Annotated in this window: 13 protein-coding genes; 2 read left to right on the forward strand and 11 right to left on the reverse strand. The window is 70.5% G+C overall.

The features are described 5' to 3' along the window. Positions 1 to 137 precede the first annotated feature (137 nt). From EZ313_RS06780 to EZ313_RS06830, 11 genes are all read right to left on the reverse strand, one after another. The gene (locus EZ313_RS06780; RefSeq protein ID WP_205960344.1) at positions 138 to 2018 is read right to left on the reverse strand and encodes a chorismate-binding protein; all 1881 of its coding nucleotides are present in this window, start codon (positions 2016 to 2018) and stop codon (positions 138 to 140) included. After that, a complete protein-coding gene (locus tag EZ313_RS06785; RefSeq protein ID WP_135262433.1) occupies positions 2018 to 3010 on the reverse strand; it encodes a Bug family tripartite tricarboxylate transporter substrate binding protein in 993 nt (330 codons plus the stop codon). Before EZ313_RS06785 ends, EZ313_RS06780 begins: the two co-directional genes overlap by 1 nt. After that, the gene (locus tag EZ313_RS06790) at positions 3007 to 3384 is read right to left on the reverse strand and encodes a chorismate mutase (RefSeq protein ID WP_135262434.1); all 378 of its coding nucleotides are present in this window, start codon (positions 3382 to 3384) and stop codon (positions 3007 to 3009) included. The genes EZ313_RS06785 and EZ313_RS06790 overlap by 4 nt, the downstream gene beginning before the upstream one ends. Before the next feature lie 495 nt (positions 3385 to 3879). Next, positions 3880 to 5469 carry an MFS transporter gene (locus EZ313_RS06795; RefSeq protein WP_135262435.1) on the reverse strand — a complete coding sequence of 530 codons (1590 nt, stop codon included), beginning with the start codon at positions 5467 to 5469 and terminating at the stop codon, positions 3880 to 3882. Between the two features lie 19 nt (positions 5470 to 5488). Beyond that, positions 5489 to 6709 carry an MFS transporter gene (locus tag EZ313_RS06800; RefSeq protein WP_167772539.1) on the reverse strand — a complete coding sequence of 407 codons (1221 nt, stop codon included), beginning with the start codon at positions 6707 to 6709 and terminating at the stop codon, positions 5489 to 5491. A gap of 55 nt (positions 6710 to 6764) precedes the next feature. Further along, a complete protein-coding gene (locus tag EZ313_RS06805) occupies positions 6765 to 11141 on the reverse strand; it encodes an ATP-binding protein (protein WP_135262437.1) in 4377 nt (1458 codons plus the stop codon). A 126-nt stretch (positions 11142 to 11267) separates the two neighbouring features. Next, on the reverse strand, positions 11268 to 11618 hold the full coding sequence (locus EZ313_RS06810) for a hypothetical protein (protein WP_135262438.1): 351 nt from the start codon (positions 11616 to 11618) through the stop codon (positions 11268 to 11270). An 88-nt stretch (positions 11619 to 11706) separates the two neighbouring features. Further along, positions 11707 to 13977: a hybrid sensor histidine kinase/response regulator gene (locus EZ313_RS06815; protein WP_135262439.1), complete on the reverse strand. Its 2271-nt coding sequence runs from the start codon at positions 13975 to 13977 to the stop codon at positions 11707 to 11709. 143 nt (positions 13978 to 14120) lie between these two features. After that, on the reverse strand, positions 14121 to 14567 hold the full coding sequence (locus tag EZ313_RS06820; RefSeq protein ID WP_135262440.1) for a GNAT family N-acetyltransferase: 447 nt from the start codon (positions 14565 to 14567) through the stop codon (positions 14121 to 14123). Positions 14568 to 14591: 24 nt separating this feature from the next. Further along, positions 14592 to 17669, reverse strand: coding sequence for an FAD-binding and (Fe-S)-binding domain-containing protein (locus tag EZ313_RS06825; protein ID WP_135262441.1), 3078 nt, complete (start codon positions 17667 to 17669; stop codon positions 14592 to 14594). Beyond that, positions 17666 to 18358, reverse strand: a complete 693-nt coding sequence (locus tag EZ313_RS06830) for a GntR family transcriptional regulator (RefSeq protein ID WP_135262442.1) — start codon at positions 18356 to 18358, stop codon at positions 17666 to 17668. The genes EZ313_RS06825 and EZ313_RS06830 overlap by 4 nt, the downstream gene beginning before the upstream one ends. Positions 18359 to 18470: 112 nt before the next feature. Between EZ313_RS06830 and EZ313_RS06835 the strand changes: the two genes are divergently transcribed. Together EZ313_RS06835 and EZ313_RS06840 are read left to right on the forward strand one after the other, a co-directional pair. Next, a complete protein-coding gene (locus EZ313_RS06835; protein ID WP_135262443.1) occupies positions 18471 to 19700 on the forward strand; it encodes a pyridoxal-phosphate-dependent aminotransferase family protein in 1230 nt (409 codons plus the stop codon). Between the two features lie 40 nt (positions 19701 to 19740). After that, on the forward strand, positions 19741 to 20706 hold the full coding sequence (locus EZ313_RS06840) for a Bug family tripartite tricarboxylate transporter substrate binding protein (protein ID WP_135263589.1): 966 nt from the start codon (positions 19741 to 19743) through the stop codon (positions 20704 to 20706). Positions 20707 to 20714 lie beyond the last annotated feature (8 nt).

Raw genomic sequence — 20714 nt, forward strand, 5'->3', positions numbered from 1 at the left:
GCGTGCGGGAATGCGCAATCTAGTCAAGACGCGGGCCTTGGCAGATGTGCCGATCGCCACATTGCTCGGAAAGTGCAGAGGGCCCGGCCTGATTGCCGGCGCGAGCCCATGGGGTGAAGTCGCTGTCGCGCCCGGCTTCAGCGATTGACGGCTGCCCTTGCGACGAAGTAGGTCACAGCTTCCCGCAGGAGCTGGCGGGCGACCTCGTCGCAAAGGAGCGAGTCGGGTCGATAGAGCAAGCAGGCTGCCAAGGGGGAGAACAATGCCACCGGATCGCCATTGAGTTCGCTCGCGACGATCTGCCAGCCGGCCGGGGCCCGCAGCAGCCGGTGCGTCGCATAACGGGCGGCTGTGAACCGTTCGCCTGTATCGTCCCGGCGGCAGTGCAGCACCCGACCGTGTTCGGCGGGGACAGGCTCCACTTCCCCACAGGTCGCGAGCAGGCGATACGCCGAGTCGCCGATCGCTACCACGGGCAGACCAGCCGGCGGTGGCGCGGCGCCGGCAAGCACGCAGACACGCGCGTCGTCCGCGCATCTGATGCCCAGCGCGGCCAGAGTATCGATGAGTGCTGCACTGAATGGGTCCGATTCAGCCAGAAGACGGACGGACGCGGGCGCGCTGTCGGGCGATGTTGAGTGTGCTGCCTGCGCCTGCTCCAGCCCGAAGGCGCGCCAGAGCGAGCGCGTCTTCAGCCGCGACTCGGCTTCCTCGCGCTCGGGCGAGGAATCGGCCAGCAGGTCGCCGCCGGTGCGCACCTCCGCGACGTCGCCGCGCACGGCGGCTGCGCGAAGCAGGGTGCCCACCAACGCATCGCCATCGGCCGCCACCTGCACGACCATGCCGCCGTACCAGTCGCGCGGGCTGGCTTCGAGTTCGGCGATCGCGCGCAGGGCCTCGTCACGGGGCGTGCCGGTGAGCATCACGGGCGCGGCCGTGGCGGCGATGGCATCCCAGGCATCGCAGCCCCTGCGCAGGCGGCCGGCGAGACGGTCCACCGCATGCACGACGGTCGCCAGCGACATCGGCCGGCGCCGGTCCAGCAGGCGCAGGCTGCCGGGCTCGCAGAGCGGCGCGAGGTCGTTGCGCAGCGCGTCGCTGCACACGGCCAGCGCGGCGGCATCGACCTCTTCGTTGAACAGTTCGCGCAAGGACTCGGCTTCGCCCTGCGCTCCGGGACGGCGGGCCACCGTGCCGCAGACCGGGAGCGCCTGCACTTCGCCGCGCGAGACGACGAGTTGCAGGTCCGGTGAGGCGCCGAAGAGGCGCAGCCCGCGGCCGTCATTGAGGAAGAAGCTGGCCGGTGCGGGATTGGCCGCACGCAGGCGGGCGAACGCCTGCGAGGGTGGGACCGAGACGCGGCGGCGGTAGCTCTGGCTGAGGGTGAGGGAGACCAGCGGGCGTTCGCGAAGGATCGTGAGAGCGCGGGCGACCATCTGCGCGTAGCCGCCGGGCGGGAAGTCGTCGCCGGGATGGATCGCTGCAGCGCCGTGTCCGTTCATTGCGGGAGCGGGATCCGTGCCCGCGTCCACGCCGTCGATCGCCAGATGCACGAAGCGCCATTGGCCGTGCGCATCGCGGCGCAGCATGCGTTCGGGGAAGTAGAAGACGCCGAGTTCTTCGCGGTCATTGGCCCGCGCGCGGATGACGGTCAAACGGTGCGCGTCGAACCGCAGTGCACCGAGCAGCAGCACATCCGGCGAAGCCTCGAAGCTGTGGAGAAAGCCCCGCAGCTGTTCGATTGCGGAAGCACCACCACCGCGCCGCAGGTTCGATCGCCAGTCCCGCAGCACATCCGAATCGAAGAGCGCCCTCCCGAACGCCGTCAGCGCCCGAACCCCCACCCCATCCTCGAACACCGAAATCCGCAGCGCCGGCCGCGTGACCAGAGTGGCCTGCAGCGGATGCAAACCCGCGATGCCGGCGTCGACGCCGAAGTACAGGCCTTCGCCGTCGTCGAGCGCGGCGAGCGCCTGCTCGGCCTCCCCGGGCGAACAGGCGCCGCGCTCGATGCGCATCATTCCATCGAGATGCCGGTGCGCTTGATGACAGGCGTCATCGTGCGCAGTTCCTGCTGCATGAAGCGGGCGAGTTCCTGCGGGGCGCCGCCGATCGGCTCCATGTACTGCGCGTGCATCTTCTCCTTCGTCTCCGGCATGGCCAGGACCGCATTGATCTCCTGGTTCATGCGCCGCACGATGTCGTCGGGCGTGCTGGCCGGCGCCATGATCGCCATCCAGGCCAGGTTCTCGATCTCGGGCAGGCCCGCCTCCTTCATCGTCGGGATGTCGGGCGTGAGCGCACTCCGCTTCGCGGTGGACACGGCCAGCGGGCGCAGCTTGCCGGCCTTGACCTGCGGCAGCACGGCCACCGCGGGCACGCAGGCGAACTGCACGTCGCCCTGCAGGATCGCCAGGATGGCCAGCGGCGAAGAAGCGTAGGGGATGTGCACCGCGTAGGTGTCGGTCTTGACCTTGAGCAGCTCGATGCCCAGGTGCGAGAGGCTGCCCACGCCGGTGGAGGAGAAGTTGAACTTGCCCGGGTTCTTCTTCATCGCGTCGACCAGGCCGCGCAGGTCGTTGATCCCCGAGTCGCTGCGCACGGTGCACACGTTGGCCTGGCCGCCGGCCAGCACCACGGGCTTCAATTCCTTGAACGGGTCGTAGGGCAGGTTCTTGTAGAGGACGGTGTTGTAGACCAGCGGACCGTTGGTGCTGATCACGTAGGTGTAGCCGTCACCGGGCGACTTGGCCACCGCGCCGGTGCCGTTGTTGCCGCCGGCGCCCGGGCGGTTCTCCACGACCACGGGCTGCCCCAGGCGCGGCGACAGGCGTTCCGCGATGATGCGCGCCGCCACGTCGGGCGAGGAGCCCGCGCCGTAGGGCACGACGATGCGCACCGGCTTGCTGGGCCAGCCTTGCTGCTGGGCGGTTGCGCTGAACGCGAAGCTCGCCAGGCCGGCGGCGGCGAGGGCGGAAGCGAAGAGGCGGCGGGTGAACAGGTTTTTCATGGTTCGATCGGTTCGGTCTGCTGGAACAAGTCGCCTTCGGCGGCCACGAAGCCGGCGACGAGCGTGCGAAAGGCGCCTTCCACGATGGCCGGCAGGCCCGGGAAGGCGTCCTCGTGCGCCGCTGCCAATCGTCGCACACGTTCGAACACCTCGGCCTGGCGGGCCGGGGCCTGCACCTGGAACGCATCGCGCTTGAAGCGGGTGGCGTCGCGCACGCACTGCGCGCGCTGCGCCAGCAGCTCGACGATCTGCTCGTCGAGCGAGTCGATGCGCTGGCGCAGCTCGGCGAGCGTCGGAGCCACCGGGCGGTAGGCCGGGTCCTTGAAGCGGCGCACCGGCGGTGTGGAGGTGGAGGGTTCGGTGGGTGGGGACATGCGCAGATCGGTGGAAACAGCAAGCGTAACGCGGCGCGCGGATGTAGAGGAAAGGATCAGGCCATGACTGTCCGGGTCCTGGGCCGGCGGTCCGGGTACCCGTTCTCCGGTCCACCTCGCGATGAAGAGGCTGTTGGCGACCTGCGCGCCTTGGCTTGGAACGCGGCCTCGCGATCCTGAAACCCCGCGCGACCGCGAATGGTCCCTGCGCCCGGGTACCCAGACCACCGTCCCAGCGAGTCAGTGCGCCCCGAGTGGGCGCTCGGCCTCATCAGGCCCTGCCGAAAACAGCGCTCAAGCTGATGAGGCCGGTGGTTCGGGTGTCCGGGCGCAGGGACCATTCGCGGTCGCGCGGGGCCGCAGACACGCATGGCCGCATTCCAAGCCAAGGCGCGAGGATTGCGATGACGCCTTCATCGCGAGGTGGACCGGAGAACGGACACCCGGGCCGCCGGCCTCCGCCCCGGACAGTGGATCGTCACGATCCAATCCGCGCTATCCGCGCTGTCCGCGCGGCGCCGGACCACGCCCGACCCACAACGCCGCAACACCGGCGCTCGCGACCGCCAAAGCAACGCTCAGCACCATGATCCAGCGATACCCCGCGACGAATGCGCCGTGCACCGCTTCGCGCACGACCGTCCCCGCCTGTTCGCTCGTTCCCTGCGGGACTTCGATCGCGGCGAGCCGCGCGCGCTGTTCCCACACCGCATCGGCCAGACCCGGCGGCAGCGCGCCCGAGCGCAGGCTGCGCAGCAGCGCCGGCTCGAACACCAGGGCCATGATCCAGCCGAACACCGCGATCGCGAGCAGTCCGGCGACGCGCGACATCGCGTTGTTGACGCCCGATGCCGTGCCTGCATCGCCCGGCCCGACCGCATTCATCACCGCCGTGGTCAGCGGCGCGATCGCGATCGCCATGCCCAGGCCCAGCACGGCGATGCCGGGCAGGAAGTCGCGCCAGTAGCTGGCGCCGGTGCCGGGCAGGAGCAGCAGGGCGAAGCCTGCGCCCGCGATCAGCGGCCCGACGATCAACGGCTTGCGGGCGCCGTGGCGGTCCACCAGGCCGCCCGCCCAGCGCGAGAGCAGGAACAGGATGGCGATGAAGGGAAGCAGCGCCGCGCCCGCGGCGGTGGCGGAGAGGCCCTGGACCTGGATCAGGTTCAGCGGCACGTAGAACAGCCCGCCGCCCAGCGCCGCGTACAGCAGCAGCGTGAGCAGGTTGGCGCCCGCGAAGTCCGTCTGCCGCAGCAGGCGCAGCGGCAGCATCGGCGCGGGATGGCGCCGCTCCGCGAACACGAAGCCGATCAGAGCCGCAACGCCCAACACGAGCGCCGCGACAACTTCGGCCGCGCGCCAGCCGCGCGTCGGCGCCTCGATGAAAGCGAACACGACGCCGCCCAGGCCCACGGTGGCGAGCAGCGCGCCGCGCAGGTCGAGCCGGCCCGGGGCCTCGCGAGGGCGGCTCTCCGGCACACGCGCCAGGGTGATCGCGAGGACCAGCGCCACCAGCGGCAGGTTCACCGCGAAGGCCCACGCCCAGGAGAAATGGTCCACCAGCCAGCCGCCCAGCAGCGGGCCCACGGCCGAGGTGATGCCACTGAAGCCGGCCCAGGTGCCGAAGGCGCGGCCGCGTTCCTCCTCGGGGAAATGGGCGCTGATCAGGGCCAGGCTGCCCGGCACCAGCAGGGCGCCGCCCACGCCCTGCAGCGCACGCGCGGCGATCAGCTGGTGCACCGTCTGCGAGAGGGCGCACAGGAGCGAGGCGACGCCGAACAGCGCGACGCCGATCACGAACACGCGGCGGCGGCCGTAGCGGTCGCCCAGCGCGCCGCCCACCAGCAGCAGCGCCGCCAGCAGGAGGGCGTAGGACTCCACGACCCACTGCGCCTGGTAGACCGATGCATCCAGCGCGCGCTGGATCGCGGGCAGGGCGACATTGACCACCGTCCCATCGACGAAGGCGAGGCTGGAGCCGAGCACCGACGCGGCCAGCACCCAGCGCTTGTGCGCCGCGTCGGTCGGCGATACCTCCGCGCACTGCATCGCGCCTTGTTCGCAGGGCAGGCGCGAGGTCTGGGTCATGGCGGCAGATGGCGCGGAATCAGGCCGGCTTGCGGGCGAGCAGGAACAGCACCGAGCCGGAGCCGGCCACCAGCGCCAGCAAGGTGAATCCGAGCCGGTAGTCGCCCGTGAGGTCCTTCAAGGCCCCGGCCACCATCGGCCCGGCGACCTGGCCGGCCGAGATGATGAAGGCCGACAGGCCCAGGATCATGCCGATCGCCTGCAGGCCGAAGTAGTCCGCGCGCATGGCCTGCATGAACGGGCCGCGCAGGCCCCAGGCGAAACCGTGCAGCACCGCGAAGGCGACCAGCAGCGCGGGATGCGCACCGAAGGTGAGCAGCAGCAGGCCGATCATGTGCGCGAGCATGCATCCTGCGGCCACGTAGCGCTTGTCCCAGCGGTCGCCGACCGCGGCGCCGGAGAGGACGCCCAGCACCTGGAACACGGTCATCAGCGTGATGACGAGCGAAGCCTGCGCCACCGAGTAGCCCAGGCCTTCCTTCAGGTGCGAGATCGCGTGCACGTTCACCGCCGTCACCACCAGCAGCGCGAAGCCGTGGCCCAGCCCGAGGAGCCAGAAGGCGCGTGTGCGCAGCGCCTCGCCCGCGGTGAAGTGGCGCTCCGGCGCCGCCGGCGCGTCCGCCTGCGCCGCGTCCGGCGCTTCCGGCGGAAGGCCGTCCTCCGTTTCGCCGATCTCGGCCGGGCTGCGCCGCAGCATCCGCGCCAGCGGCAGTCCGACCACCATGACGGCGATGCCCGACGCCATCGCGGTGGCGCGCCAGCCCCAGGCCTGCATCGTCCAGGCCACCAGCGGAACGGCCACGCCGCCCAGGGCGAGTCCCAGGCTCATGATGGACAGCGCCCGCGCGCGCTTGCGGCGGAACCAGTGGACCAGCGTCACCGTGAGCGGGAAGTAGCCCGCGAGGCTGGAGCCCAGCGCGAGCAGCAGGATGGCGCCGTAGAAGCCGCCGATGGTGTCGATCTGGCTCAGGACCAGGAAGCCCAGCCCGAACACCACCAGGCCGACCTGCACGGTCGAACGGGCCCCGAAGCGGTCCATCAGCCAGCCGAGCACCGGGCCGAGGATCGCGCCTTCGAGCGACTGGATGGCGGCGCCGGCGGACAGCGCGGTCTTGCTCCAGCCGAACTCGTCGGAGAGGACCGCCACATACGCACCGAAGGCCTGCATGAGCAGGCCGCCGTGCAGGAACTGGATGACGCAGGCGACGGCCACCAGCCGCCAGCCGTAGAAGATCTTCAATCGGAATGGACCCAGGCGAGCGGCGAGTCTAGCCGCTGGGTCCATGGGGCCGGCCTCAGGCTGCCGCCGGCGCGGCGACGCGTGCGACCAGCGCTTCCAGCTTGTCGAGTTCCGCGGGCTTGACCAGGTGCTCGTCGAAGCCGGCCTCGCGAGTGCGCTGGCGGTCCTCGGCCTGGCCCCAGCCGGTGAGGGCGACGATGTGCATGCGATCCCGCTTCGGATGGCCGGCCAGCCGCCGCACGACCTGGTAGCCGTCCATGCCCGGCATGCCCAGGTCCAGCAGCACGAGCGCGGGCGCCTCGGCCTCGACGGCCGCCAGCGCGTCGGGGCCGCCGTAGACGACTCGCGTGCGCGCGCCCATCATCTCCAGCATGTAGCCCAGGCTGTCGGCGGCGTCGCGGTTGTCGTCCACCACCAGCACCGACGGTCCCTCGGGCAGCGGCGTGCGCGAACCGCCGCCGGGCAGGTTCGGCTGCGGCGCCTGCAGCGAGCCGTGCGCCACCGGCAGCCGCACTTCGAACGTGCAGCCGCGGCCCAGGCCTTCGCTGCGCGCGCGCACGCGGCCGCCATGCAGCTCCACCAGGCTGCGCACGATGGACAGGCCGATGCCCAGCCCGCCCTGCGCGCGCGAGGCCGAGCGGTCGGCCTGCACGAACGGCTGGAACACCTCTTCCAGCATGTCGGGCGCGAGCCCCATGCCGTTGTCCTGCACCTGCACGACGGCTTCTTCGCCTTCGCGCCAGGCGCTCATCGCGATGTGGCCGCCGGGCTCGGTGTACTTGGCCGCGTTGTTCAGCAGGTTGGCGAACACCTGGCCCAGGCGCATGGCGTCGCCATCGACGTACAGGCCGGCCGTGCCGTCGACATCGACGTGCAGCGAATGCCGCGCGGCCTCGACCACCGGCCGGCTCGAATCCGCCGCGCCGGTCAGCACCTCGTGCAGCGGCAGCCGGGTGCGCTGCAGCACCACCTTGCCCGACGTGATGCGCGAAACCTCCAGCAGGTCGTCCACCAGGCGCACCAGCTGGTCGATCTGGCGGCGCATCATGGCCTGCACGCGCGCGCCTCCGTCGGGCCCGCCGCCCAGCGCGAGCAGCTGCACGCCGTTGCGCAGCGGCGCGAGCGGATTGCGCAGCTCGTGGGCGAGGGTGGCGATGAACTGGTCCTTGCGGCGCTCCACCTGCTGCAGCGCGGCGTGCGCCTGGGCCAGCGCCTCGGCGTCCTCGCGCTGGCGGCGCTGCACCTTGGCACGCTCGAAGGCTTCCCAGCAGCGCTGCGCCGCGGCCTGCACCAGCTGCACCTCGGACTCGGTCCAATGGCGCGGCTCGCGCTGGTGCACCCCGACGCCCGCGACGATGCGCCGGCCGCGCAGGATGCCGGCCGAGATCGTGGCCAGCGTCTTCGCTGCCCGGTAGCGCTCGCGTCCCGGCGCGATGCGCTCGTCGCTGTCGATGTCGTGCACGACGAAGGGCCGGCCCGCGCGGTACAGCCGCACGTTCTCGCTGCCCAGGTCGCTCAGCCGCATCCGGCCCAGCAGCGAAGGCATGTCCTCGCGGCGGAACTCGCCCAGGAACTCGGTCGTGTCCTCGTCCTCGTCGACCAGCGCCCACACGCAGCGGTCGGCCTGCAGGTGTTCGCCCAGCGCGCGCACCGCCTCGTCGAGCACCTGCTCAGGGTCCTCGATGCGCTGCATCAGGGTGCCGAACTCCGACAGGAAGCGCTGCTGCGCCTCGCTCTGGCGGATGCTGCGTTCCATCAGGCGGGTCTGCAGCACGTCGCGGAAGTAGAAGGCCAGCCCGCCAGAGGCCACCGGATAGACGTTGATCTCGAACCAGCCCGAGAGCTCGTTGTACGGCCCCTCGGCGGTGACGGGCGTGCGTTCGAGCATCGCGCGCCGGAACGGCTCCTGGAACCGCGAACTGGCCGCCTCGGGGAACACCTCCCACAGCTCGCGGCCGATCAGCTGTTCGCGCGAGCGGCCGTAGATGCTTTCCGCGGCGCGGTTGACGTAGGTGAAGCGCCAGTCGGCGTCCACCGCGACGAAGCCCTCCGCGATGCTTTCCAGCACGTTCTCGACCTCGGCACGCAGCTCCTGTTCACGCTGCATGGCGTCGCGCCGCACCTGGGTCAGCCGCATGGTGCCCGACACCCGCGCGAGCAGTTCGCGCGCGTGGAAGGGCTTGACCAGGAAGTCGTCGGCGCCCGCCTCGAGCGCACGCACGCGAGCGTCCTCGGCGGCGTTGGCCGAGATCATGATCACGGGCAGCGTGGCGGTGGCGGCGTCTTCACGCAGGCGCCGCAGCAGCTCGAAGCCGTCCATGCGGGCCATCATCATGTCGGTGACCACCAGGTCCGGCTTCTGCTCGCCGATGCTCTGCAGCGCCTGCCAGCCGTCGGAGGCCACGCACACGTCGTGTTCGCGTCCGAGCAGCCGCGACAGGTAGGTGCGCATGTCGGGGTTGTCGTCGACCAGCAGGACCAGGCCGCGCTCGCCCGGCGTGCGCGGCTCGAACAGCGGAGCCGGTTCGGAGATGCCGGCCTCGGGCGGCAGGCCCGCGTCCTGCGGCGATTCGGCGCCCAGCCAGCTCTCCACTTCGTCCAGCCAGCCCTGCGGCGAGGCCGCCGCGCGCGCCGGCTCGTGCACCACGTGGCCGGACGGCAGGTGCTCGAAGCCCGCGCGCAGGTCCACGGTGAAGACGCTGCCTTCGCCGAGGCGGCTCTCCACCTGCACGGTGCCGCCGTGCATGCGCACGAGTTCCGCCACCAGTGCCAGTCCGATGCCGGTGCCCTCGATGCTGCGGCCCGGCGCGCCCTCCACCCGGTAGAAGCGTTCGAAGACGCGCCCGAGCGCCTCGGGCGGGATGCCCACGCCGGTGTCGGCGACTTCCAGCCGCGCGCCCGTGGGCGTGGGCCCCAGCCGAACGCTGATGCGCCCATGCAGCGTGTACTTGATGGCGTTCGACAGCAGGTTGAAGACGATGCGTTCCCACATCGTGCGGTCGACGTACACCGGCGCGGTGAGCGGTTCGCAGCGGATGTCGAGGTCGAGCCCGGCCTTGCCGGCCGCCGAGTCGAAGAAGCTGGCCAGCTCCGCGGTGAAGCCCGCCAGGTCCAGCGGCTGGAAGCGCGCCTGCATGCGGCCGGCCTCGATGCGCGAGAAGTCCAGCAGCGTGTTGACCAGCCGCTGCAGCCTGCGGCCGTTGCGGTGCACGAGGGCGAGCGAGTGCTGCGTGCCTTCGTCCAGCGCCGGGTCCTGCAGCAGTTCGCCCACCGGGCCGAGCATCAGCGCGAGAGGCGTGCGCAACTCGTGGCTGACGTTGGAGAAGAACGTGGTCTTCGCCCGGTCCAGCTCGGCCAGTGCGCGCGCGCGCATCTGCTCTTCCTCGAAGCTGCGCGCATCGGCGACCGCGCTGGCGACCTGCTGCGCCACCAGCACCAGCCAGGCGCGGTAGTCGGCGTCCAGCGGGCGCCGCGGGTTGAGGCCGGCGACCATGAAGCCGCCCGGGCCGCCTGGCGTGGGCGAGGGCATCGGGAGCACCAGCGCGTCCTGCACCGGCTCCGGCCACGGTCCGGCGGGGACGTGGGCGCGCAGTTCGATGTCGCCCACCAGCTGCGGTTCGCGGGACGCCGCTACCGCGTGGAACGGCCAGTGCGCGCCTGGATCGAGCAGCGAAACCTCGGGCGCGGCCAGCAGGGGATCGTGCGCACCGGAGCCGGCGACCAGCCTGGCGGTGTGCGCGGAGTCCTGCAGGTAGAACTGGACGAAGGGCAGGTCGTGCGTGTTGTCCGCCAGCGCCCGGGCCGCGCGTGCGCAGGTGTCCTGGGCGTTGCGCGAGTCGAGCACCGCGGTGGCCAGCTCGCCCAGGCTCTTGAGGCGGCGCTCGCCCAGCACGCGGCCGGTTTCCTCGGTGCAGGTGCAGAACACGCCGCCGACCTCGCCCTGGTCGTTGAAGCAGGGGCTGTACGAGAAGGTGAAGTAGGTCTCCTCGACGAAGCCCTTGCGTTCCATGACGAGCAGGACGCGGTCGTTCCAGGTCGACGCGCCGTGCTGCATGACCGCCTCGCCCTGCGGGCCGAGCACGTCCCAGAGCTCCGCCCACGTCTCGCGCGCTCCGCGGCCCAGCGCCCACGGATGGCGCGGCCCGAGCACGTCGACGTAGGCGTCGTTGTAGATGGCGACGAGCTGCGGCCCCCACCAGATGAACATGGGGTAGCGCGAGCCGAGGATCAGCCGCACCGCGCTCTTCAGGCTCTGCGGCCACTCGTCGGCGGGACCTAGCGGCGTGGCGGCCCAGTCGAACTCCGAGACCATGGCCGCCATGTCGCTGCCCGCGATGGCTTCGGCCTTCGCGGTGGGGCCGGCCAGCAGCGAGCCGGTCGCCGGCGCGCGCCGGGCGTCGCGGGCTGCAGGCAGGCGAAGGGGGTCGCTCATGATGAAAGGGGCGTGCACTCTCGGGCGCGGGCGGGCCTGGGCAGGCGCGTCTTTTTCGGCGGTTCCCGAGCGCTTGTCAAATGCTGAGCCAGCGCGCGGCCGTGATGTGGATGAGCGAAGTCTTGATCAGTTCAGCCGCGGCTTCGATTGCCGCGGCAGGGCGCCGGCGGCGCCGATGGCGAACCAGGCGTTGGCCACGTCCGTGGTGCATTGGATGGAGTGCTGCCAGCCCGCCATGAGCAGCGCGGCCTGCACGTTCATGAGCTCGACCGGGTTGGTGGCCATGCGCAGCTGGTGCACCGCTTCCTGCTGCAGCTGTCCCGTGTGGCGGACCATCGATTGCTGCAGGTTGCCCGTTACCTTGGCCACCGCCGAACTGGCGCGGGAGAACGCAGCCGCCTGCGATTCCGCGGCGGCAACTGGGCGTTCGTTGCGTTGGTTCCGACCGGCCTTGGTGTTGGGGCTTTTCTGGCTCATCAGAGTCTCTCCTTCCGCTTGGGGCTGCGAAGTCTAGGCGGCAACGAGCTCTGCCGTGACGTATCGGTGTGCAACGCCGAAGGGGAACTCAGTGGCGCGCGAGGCTCTGGAGCAACTCAAGAAGGGCATCCACATCGACCGGCTTGGTCATGTGGGCGTCGAAGCCATGATCGCGGGCGCGCCGGACGTCGCTTTCCTGTCCGTAGCCGGTGAGCGCCATCAGGCGGATCTCCTGCCCGCGCGGGCCGGTGCGGATGGCGCGCGCAAGCTGGTAGCCGTCCATCCCGGGCAGGCCGATGTCGAGCAGGGCCACGTCGGCGTGGAACGCCTCCAGCCGGCGCAGCGCCTCGTCGGCTGCATACGCGACGGCGACCTCGAAGCCGCAGGCTTCCAGCAGCGCCGCACCGGTGTCGGCCGCGTCCACGTTGTCGTCCACCACGAGCACGCGCGCGCCCGCCGTCGCCGGTCGCGCCGGCGCCGGCGCCTGTTCAGCTGCAATGGTCGGCGGCTCGGCCACGAGCGGCAGTCGCAGCGAGAAGGTGCTGCCCAGGCCCGGGCCGTCGCTTCGCACCTGCACCAAACCCTCGTGCATCTCCACCAGGCTGCGCACGATGGTCAGGCCCAGGCCGAGGCCGGCGCTGGTGCGGTGCTGGCCCTGGGGCGCCTGGTAGAACAGGTCGAATACCCGCCTCACCTCATCGGCACTGAGGCCGATGCCGTCGTCGCTGACGTCGACCACGACCTGGCCGCTTTCGATCCGCCCCGAGATCGCAATGCGCCCCGACTCCTGCGTGAACTTGATCGCGTTGCCCAGCAGGTTGCCCAGCACCTGCGCCAGCCGCACCGAGTCGCCCTGCACCCAGGCGTGCGCGACGTCATCAGGCAGGTCGACCTGGAGCGTGCGGGTGCCCATCGGGCCGCGCACCGTCTCGACGACCTGTTCGATCCAGGGCCCGATCCGCATCGGCTCGCGGCGGATGCGCAGCTTGCCGCCGGTGATGCGCGAGACATCCAGCAGGTCGTCGACCAGCCGCGTCATGTGGTTGAGCTGGCGCTCGACGATGCGGCGTTCGGCGCGCGTCGACTCGTCGCCCTTGAGCGACATCAGGTGCAGCGCGCTCGAGATCGGCGCCAGCGGGTTGCGCAGCTCATGGCCGAGCACGGCGAGGAACTCATCCTTGCTTCGGGCTGCGGCTTCGGCGCGGGCGAGCGCGGCCGTGGCCTGGGCCAGCAGCCGTTCGCGTTCCGCTTCGGCCACCAGCTTCTCGCGCGCCGCCGCCTCGCGCTCGCGCGAGGCCTGCACGAGCGCGTTGGCGACCTCGTCCAGCTCCTCGATCTCCAGCCGCTGCGGCGCAAGCGGCTCACCGCGACCGAGGGCCGCCGCCGCCGCCTTGAGCTGCGTGATGGGCCGGCTCACCCGGCGCGAGAGCACCCAGGCCAACCACGCCGACACGCCCAGCGACGCCAGCAGGCCCGCGGCCGCGAGCGCCGTCGAGGCGAACACCGCGCTGCTGGCTTCGGCCACGGGGATGCCCACCGCGACGGTCCAGCCCAGGCCGGCCACGCGGTGGAATCCCGTGTGCGCCTCGACGCCTTCCAGCGTCTGCGTGCGGCCCATGCCTTCATCGCCGCCTCGCTCCATCAGCGCGCGAAGCGACTCCGAGGGGCGCTGCTCCGAGTGCTCGATCGTGCGGGCGATGCGGACCCCGCTCGGGTCGAAGATGGCCGCCACCTGTCCGTCGGGCAGGTTCTGCTCGCGCACCAGCTCGAGCACCTGCTCACTGCCGAGCACCGCGCTGACGATGTACTGCACTTCGCCGTTGCGCACGATGGGATAGCGCACCGCGAAGGCCGGGGTGAGCCGCTGCCGTCCGACGAACAGGTTGCCGACGACGGGCGCCCGCGTCTCGATTGCGCGCTTCAGGCTGTCTGTGTCCACCGCCGCGGGGAGGGCCGGCGTGCTCGTGCTGACCAGCAGCCGGGCCTGCGGATCGGCCAGCGTCAGGTTGCGCCAGCCGCGCGCCTCGACGAGGCGGCGGGCACGATCCTCGAAGTTCGACAGGCGGCCTTCCTGCAGCGAGTTGGCGGTGGACAGCGCTTCCAGCGTGCCGATCGTGCCCTCGATCTCCGCGCGCAGCGCCACGCCGATGGCGCGCGCGGTGTGCAATGCGGTGCGCTGCACTTCGCGTTCGCGCTGGTGCATCGAATACAGCAGCGACGCGGTGGCCGCCAGCAGCAGCGGCAGCAGGCCGCCCAAGGCGAGCAGCGTCAGCCGGCGCTGCAACGGACGTGCGTTGTGCGCCGCGGGAGCGGGGTCGGCGGGCGGATCCAGCGGGGCTTCGGAAGCGAGCGAATTCAAGAAGCGTCGGGAGTTGGGCAGCCCGACAGACCGGGCCGCTCGGGCCGGTGCAGGGGTGTTCTGAATTGTGCAACGGTTCGCGCGCGCACGCAGGTCCTTTACGCGACCCGCAGCGCGTCGTCGCCAACCCAACCGTGGCGCGATCAGGCGCGGCGCAGCACGTAGCGGACGAAGTCGTCGGCCTGCGTGAAGCGGTCGTACAGCGCGCGGGCGGCGTCGTTGTCGCGCCGCGTCATCCAGTAGACGCGGGCCCAGCCCTCGGCCCGCATCGAGTTGCGCAGCCACTCGATCAGGGCTGTCCCGATCCCGTGGCCGCGCGCGGACGGCGCGACATAGAGGTCCTCCAGATAGCACACGGGCTGCGTCTCCCATGTGTTTTCGTGCACCACGCAGTGTGCGAATCCGTAGACCTGGCGGTCGACCTCGGCGACCAGGCACATCACGGCCGAATCCGGGTCGAGGATGCGCTTCCAGGTGCGCTGCGTCACTTCGTCGGGCAGATTCGTCTCGTAGAAGTCGCAATAGCCCTGCCACAGCTTGCGCCAAGTGGCTTCGTCGCTGGGCAGGGCGGAACGGATCACGGGGGACATGCGGTCATTGTGCCGCCGGCGGCTTCATGCGAGCTGACGCGCGAGCAGCGCCACCGCATGCACCGCCTCGCGCGCGGCGCCGTCGTGGATCTGGTGGCGGCAGCTCGTGCCGTCGGCAACCACGATCGCATCGGCCGCGGCGCGCACGGCGGGCAGCAGGCTGAGCTCCGCCATGCGCATCGACACGTCGTAGTGGCTCGCTTCGTAGCCGAAGGCGCCCGCCATGCCGCAGCAGCTGCTTTCCACCAGTTCGGGCCTGGCGCCCGGAATCAGCTTGAGGAGGCGCATCACCGGTGTCACCGCGTCGAAGGCCTTCTGGTGGCAGTGGCCGTGGACCAGGATCGGGCGGTCCACCGGCTTGAGGCGATCGCGCAGCGCGTCCAGCCGGCCCGCGTCCAGCTCGCGTGCGAGGAACTCCTCCAGCAGGAAGGCATTGGCCGCGATGCGCTGGGCCGGCTCGCCCAGGCCGAGCGACAGGTGCTCGTCGCGCAGCGTGAGCAGGCAGGAAGGCTCGAGGCCGACGATCGCGATGCCGCGTTCGGCGAAAGGCGAGAGCGCCTGCACCACCTCGCGAGCCTTCTTGCGCGCTTCATCCACCTGCCCGGTGGCCAGGTAGGTGCGGCCGCAGCACAGGTGCCCTTCGCCGCTGTCCTTGGCGGCCAGGTGCACGGTGTAGCCCGCGGCCTGCAGCACGCTCAGGGCGGCCTGCGCGTTCTCCGCCTCGAAGAAGCCGTTGAAGGTGTCGACGAAGAGCACGACGGGCTTCGCGGCGGCGAGTGCCTCGTCGCGCGACGCCGTGCCATGCGAGCCCTTGAAGAAGTGATCGCCGCGCCACTGCGGCAGGCTGCGTTGCGCCGAGAACCCGAGCAGCTTCTCGCCCAGGCGCGCCAGCAGCGGCACGCGGTTGCGCAGGTTGAGCAGCGGCGCGAACCTGGCCGCATGCCGCGCGTAGTCGGGCAGGCCGGCGATCAGGCGGTCCTTCCAGGTCCAGCCGTGGCGGCGGTGCCAGTGGTGCAGGAACTCGACCTTCATCTTCGCCATGTCGACGCCGGTCGGGCAATCGCGCTTGCAGCCCTTGCAGCTCACGCACAGGTCGAGCGCGTCGCGCACCTCGGTACTGACGAGTCCCTGCGGTCCGAGCTGGCCCGAGAGCGCGAGCCGCAGCGTGTTGGCCCGCCCTCGCGTGAGATGCTTCTCGTCGCGCGTGGCGCGGTAGCTCGGGCACATCGTGCCGGCGTCGAACTTGCGGCAGTGGCCGTTGTTGTTGCACATCTCCACGGCCTTGGCATAGCCGAGCGACGGGTCGCCGCCGGTGCCGGGCGCGGTGGTGCGCTCGGTGGCGGGATCGTTCTGCACGTCCCACGCGTGCCAATCGAGAGCGGGCTGCAGCGGGATGACGCGATAGCCGGGAGGAAAGCGCATCAGCCGCGTGTCGTCCATGCGCGGCGCGTCGACGATCCGGCGCGGGCACAGCAGGCGCTGCGGATCGAACAGCTGCTTGATGCGGCCGAAGGCTTCGGTGATGCGAGGTCCGAACTGCCATTGGATCCACTCGCCGCGGCACAGGCCGTCGCCGTGCTCGCCGCTGTACGCGCCGCGGTACTTGCGCACCAGGGCCGCGGCTTCCTCGGCGATCGCGCGCATCCGGGGCGCGCCTTCGCGCCGCATGTCGAGGATCGGGCGCACGTGCAGCGTGCCGACGGATGCGTGGGCGTACCAGGTGCCGCGCGTGCCGTGCCGGCGGAACACTTCGGTGAGGGCATCGGTGTACTCGGCCAGGTGCTCCAGCGGCACCGCGCAATCCTCGATGAAGCTGACCGGCTTGCCGTCGCCTTTGAGGCTCATCATGATGTTCAGGCCCGCCTTGCGCACTTCCCAGAGGGCCTTCTGCGCGGCGTCGTCCTCCAGCCGCACGACCGAGCCGGGCAGGCCCAGGTCGCCCATCAGCTCGACGAGGCGGTCGAGGTGGCGCACCAGCGCGGCCTTGTCCTCGCCCGAGAACTCCACCAGCAGCACCGCGTCGGGCTGGCCGATGACCGCGCCGCGCACGACGGGCGCGAAGGCGGGGTTCTGCAGCGACAGCTCGATCATCGTGCGGTCGACCAGTTCGACCGCGGTGAGGGTGCCCGCGCCGCCCGCGGCGCTCATGTTGTCCGCGAGGCGCACGATGTGCTGCGCGCTGTCCATCGCCTTGTAGAAGGTCGGGAAGTTCACCACGCCCAGCACCTTGTTGCGCGGCAAGGGCGAGAGCTGCAGCTTGAGGCTGCGCGTGACCGCCAGCGTGCCTTCGCTGCCCACCAGCAGGTGGGCCAGGTTCACCGAGCCGTCGGGCGTGTACGGCTTGGGGTTCTGGTTGCGGAAGACGTCCAGGTTGTAGCCCGCGACGCGGCGCAGCACCTTGGGCCACATCGCATCGATGTCGGGCGCGAGCTCGGTGGCCATCGCGCGCACCTGCTCGCCGATCGCGAGGACGCGGCCGGCGGCCTGGTCGAAGCGGCCGAACCGAAGCAGCTCGCCGTCCGCCATCCAGGCGTCCAGGCCCAGCACGTTGTGGACCATGTTGCCCCAGGCGATGCTGCGGCTGCCGCAGGAGTTGTTGCCGGCCATGCCGCCCAGCGTCGCCTGCGCGCTGGTGGACACGTCCACCGGGTACCAGAGGCCGTGCTTCTTCAGCGAAGCGTTCAGGTGGTCGAGCACCAGGCCGGGCTCGACGACGGCGATCCGGTTCGCCACGTCGACGTCCAGCACGCTTCGCACGTGCTTGGAGCAGTCGATCACCAGCCCCGCGCCCACGGTCTGGCCGCACTGGCTGGTGCCGCCGCCGCGCGCAACGATCGGCACCTTCAGGTCGCGGCAGATGTCGATGGCCAGCCGGATGTCCTCGGCCTCGCGCGGGACGAAGACGCCGACGGGCATGACCTGGTAGATCGATGCGTCCGTGGCGTAGCGGCCGCGGTCGCCCGCGGAGAACAGCACTTCGCCGCGCGTCTCGTGCGCGAGGCGCTGGGCCAGCCGGCCGGCGACTTCGTTGGTGCCGGCCGCCACGCGGTCGTAGGCGCCCTCGGCTTCGCGCGTGACGGTGATGGGCAGCGGGGCGTTCATCGGCGGACCTTGGAAGTTCGCTGCGCGGTGTCCTCGCGCAGCTGTTCGAGGACGGTGTCGCGCTTGTTGTTCAGGTGCGTGAGCAGCACGTCGCGCATGGCGGCGGGGTCCCGCGCGCAGAGGGCTTCGACCATCTTGTCGTGTTCGCCGACGGCGCGCTTCCACTTGGCGCCGTCCTGGTTGGTGCGGAAACGCAGGGCCTGCAGCCGCGCGTTGACCTGGTTGTAGGTGGTGGTGAGCACCGGGTTCTTGGCCGCGGCGTTGATGGCGCGGTGGATGCGCGCGTTCAGGGTGTAGTAGCCCGACAGGTCGTGCCGGGTGTAGGCGGCCATCATCTCGAAGTGCAGGGCACGGATCTCGGCGAGCTCCTCGTCGGTGACGCGCTGCGCGGCCAGCTCGCCCGAGAGCGCTTCGAGGCCGGCCATCACCTCGAAGGTGTTGACCACGTCCGCCTCGGTCAGCGCCAGGGCGATGGCGCCGCGGTTGGGGACGAGTTCCACCAGGCCTTCGGCGGCCAGCATCTTGATCGCCTCACGCAGCGGCGTGCGCGAGACGTTGAGCACCTCGGACAGTTCGCGCTCATTGAGCTTGGCGCCCGGCCGGATGCGGTTCTCCACCAGCATCTGGCGCAGGCGCTGCGCAACCTGCTCGTGCAGGGCGGCGCGCGGGATCGAGATCACATCGGCCATGTCCGACAATTGTATGCAAAAAGGATGACCGCAAGGATGAGTCATGGGTGGAGCCACGGTTGACAGCCGAATTTTGTATGCAAAAATGAGGTGAATCTTTCACAGGCTTCGCATGCTGACACTCGACTTCCATCCCACCGGGCGCCACTTCCTGCAGATCCCCGGGCCGTCGCCCGTTCCCGATCGGATCCTGCGGGCGATGAGCCTGCCCACCATCGACCACCGCGGGCCGGAGTTCGCGCTGCTCGGCAAGCGCGTGCTGTCGGGCATGCAGAAGATCTTCCAGACGAAGCATCCCGTCGTGATCTACCCGGCCTCGGGCACCGGCGCGTGGGAAGCCGCGCTGGCCAACACGCTGTCGCCCGGCGATCCGGTGCTGATGTACGAGACCGGCCACTTCGCCAGCCTGTGGAACAACATGGCCACTCGCCTGGGACTGAAGACCGAGTTCCTCGGCCTGCCCGGCGCGGAAGGCTGGCGGCGCGGCGTGCAGGCCGACATGGTGGAGAAGCGCCTGCGCGCCGACACGCAGCACCAGATCAAGGCCGTGTGCGTGGTCCACAACGAGACGTCCACCGGCGTCACCAGCGACATCCGCGCGGTGCGCAAGGCCATCGATGCCGCGAAGCATCCCGCTCTGCTGATGGTCGACAGCATCTCCGGCCTGGCCTCGGCCGAGTACCGGCACGACGACTGGGGCGTGGACGTTTGCGTCAGCGGCTCGCAGAAGGGCCTGATGCTGCCGCCGGGCATCAGCTTCAACGCGCTCTCGCCCAAGGCGCTGGAAGCCAGCAAGACGTCGAAGCTGCCCAAGTCGTTCTGGGCCTGGGACGAGATGGTCGACATGAACAAGACCGGCTACTTCCCGTACACACCCAACACCAACCTGCTGTACGGCCTGGCCGAAGCCTGCGACATGCTGCTGGACCCGCAGCAGGGCGGGCTGGAGGCGGTCTTTGCGCGGCATCGCCGCTGGGGCGAGGGCGTTCGCGCCGCGGTCAAGGCCTGGAGCCTGGAGATCCAGTGCGTGGACCCGGCCGTCTACTCGCCCGTGCTCACCGGCGTGATGACCCCCGAAGGCATCGACGCCGACGCGGTGCGCAAGACGATCTACGAACGCTTCGACCTGTCGCTCGGCACCGGCCTGGGCAAGGTCAAGGGCCGCATGTTCCGCATCGGCCACCTGGGCGACTGCAACGACCTGACCCTGATGGCGGCCCTGTCCGGATGCGAGATGGGGCTCAAGCTCTCCGGAGTGAAGCTGGCCGGCTCGGGGGTGCAGGCCGCGATGGATTATTTCGCCGGGCATCCGGCTCCCCAACTGCTGCAGAAGGCAGCATGAGCAGCACGATTCCAATCCGCCACGTCAAGGAGACAACATGATCCAGCGCAGAACCTTCACCGCCGGCGTCGCCGCCACCCTCGCCGCACCGCTGGTGCGGGCCCAGGGCATCCCGCAGCAGCCGATCAAGATCATCGTGGGCTTCGCGCCCGGCGGCGGCACCGACATCCTGTCGCGCGTCATCGGCCAGAAGCTGGCCGAGATGTGGAAGACGCAGATCATCGTGGAGAACCGCGCGGGCGCTTCCGGCACCATCGCTTCGGACCTGGTGGCCAAGTCGCCCGCCGACGGCACGGTGCTGCACATGGCCCACATCAACAGCCACGCCATCGTGCCGGGGCTGCAGAAGCTGCCCTACGACGCCGAGAAGGACTTCCAGCCGATCGTGCTGGTGGGCGTCACGCCCAACCTGCTGATCTGCAACGAGCAGCAGCCCGCCAAGACGGTGAAGGACGTGGTGGACCTGTGCAAGAAGAACCCCGGCAAGATCAGCTTCGGTTCGGCCGGCAACGGCTCGGCCCAGCACCTGGCGCTGGAGATGTTCATGCTGCAGGCCGGCGTGAAGGCGCTCCACGTGCCCTACAAGGGCTCGGGCCCGATGCTCACCGACCTGATCGGCGGCCAGATCAACTACAGCTTCGACACCATGACGGCCGCGACGCCTCATGTGAAGTCGGGCAAGGCGATCCCGATCGCGCAGACCCGCCAGCAGCGCGTGAAGGGCTATCCGAACGTGCCGACGATGGCCGAGTCGGGCTTCCCCAGCTTCGAGGCGACGACGTGGTACGGCCTGGTCGGCCCCGGCAGGATGCCCGCGGACCTGGCCAGGCGCATGAACGAAGACGTCAACAAGGTGCTGAAGATGCCCGACGTGATGGAGCGCCTGGAGGCCTCCGGCGCCGAGGACGGCGGCGGCTCCGCCGAGAAGTTCGCCCAGTTCATCAAGACCGAACAGCAGAAGTGGGCCAAGGTGATCAAGGACGCGGGAGTCAAGGCCGAGATCTGACACGAGCT

The organism is Ramlibacter henchirensis (assembly GCF_004682015.1).
Taxonomy (GTDB): Bacteria; Pseudomonadota; Gammaproteobacteria; order Burkholderiales; family Burkholderiaceae_C; genus Ramlibacter; species Ramlibacter henchirensis.

Coding starts and splice junctions, on each gene's coding strand:
- EZ313_RS06780 (WP_205960344.1), bottom strand. CDS start 2,018: ATGCGCATCGAGCGCGGCGCCTGTTCGCCCGGGGAGGCCGAGCAGGCG.
- EZ313_RS06785 (WP_135262433.1), bottom strand. CDS start 3,010: ATGAAAAACCTGTTCACCCGCCGCCTCTTCGCTTCCGCCCTCGCCGCC.
- EZ313_RS06790 (WP_135262434.1), bottom strand. CDS start 3,384: ATGTCCCCACCCACCGAACCCTCCACCTCCACACCGCCGGTGCGCCGC.
- EZ313_RS06795 (WP_135262435.1), bottom strand. CDS start 5,469: ATGACCCAGACCTCGCGCCTGCCCTGCGAACAAGGCGCGATGCAGTGC.
- EZ313_RS06805 (WP_135262437.1), bottom strand. CDS start 11,141: ATGAGCGACCCCCTTCGCCTGCCTGCAGCCCGCGACGCCCGGCGCGCG.
- EZ313_RS06810 (WP_135262438.1), bottom strand. CDS start 11,618: ATGAGCCAGAAAAGCCCCAACACCAAGGCCGGTCGGAACCAACGCAAC.
- EZ313_RS06820 (WP_135262440.1), bottom strand. CDS start 14,567: ATGTCCCCCGTGATCCGTTCCGCCCTGCCCAGCGACGAAGCCACTTGG.
- EZ313_RS06825 (WP_135262441.1), bottom strand. CDS start 17,669: ATGAACGCCCCGCTGCCCATCACCGTCACGCGCGAAGCCGAGGGCGCC.
- EZ313_RS06830 (WP_135262442.1), bottom strand. CDS start 18,358: ATGGCCGATGTGATCTCGATCCCGCGCGCCGCCCTGCACGAGCAGGTT.
- EZ313_RS06835 (WP_135262443.1), top strand. CDS start 18,471: ATGCTGACACTCGACTTCCATCCCACCGGGCGCCACTTCCTGCAGATC.